Origin of the sequence: Collinsella sp. SGI.033, assembly GCF_050315135.1 — a bacterium.
In the GTDB taxonomy this organism is placed as follows: Bacteria; Actinomycetota; Coriobacteriia; order Coriobacteriales; family Coriobacteriaceae; genus Collinsella.
This window is the reverse complement of the sequence record NZ_JBNPOK010000082.1, coordinates 1-281: the sequence shown is the minus strand read 5'-3', so window position 1 is coordinate 281 and position 281 is coordinate 1. Positions and strand designations below refer to the sequence as shown.

The 281-nt window shown below is 48.4% G+C and carries 1 protein-coding gene; it reads right to left on the bottom strand.

Going from position 1 to position 281, the window contains the following annotated elements; translation table 11 throughout:
* Window positions 1–281: hypothetical protein (locus tag ACQRC0_RS08850; protein WP_427729347.1), on the bottom strand; the 281-nt coding region annotated here is incomplete at both ends.

Below are 281 nucleotides of genomic sequence, written 5' to 3'. Positions count from 1 at the left end.
TAGTCGTTATTGTTCATACGGTCGGCAATGGTAACGCCAGGGTACATATTGCATATGCCTTCGATACGCAACAGGCAATATCCTTGGCCGCACTGCACGTTTCCACCGCTAATTATTAGCGTGTCATTACGGTCTGCCGCGCCCAAGTTCAATTGAGCATTCGGATTTACGGCAATCATGCTGTTCGGATTAAGCGTCACGGTGTGTCCGTTGCCAACAATACTTACGGGCCGCGAAGACGAGAACGTAACTCCCTCAATTTGAATATCGTTGGTGAGTTT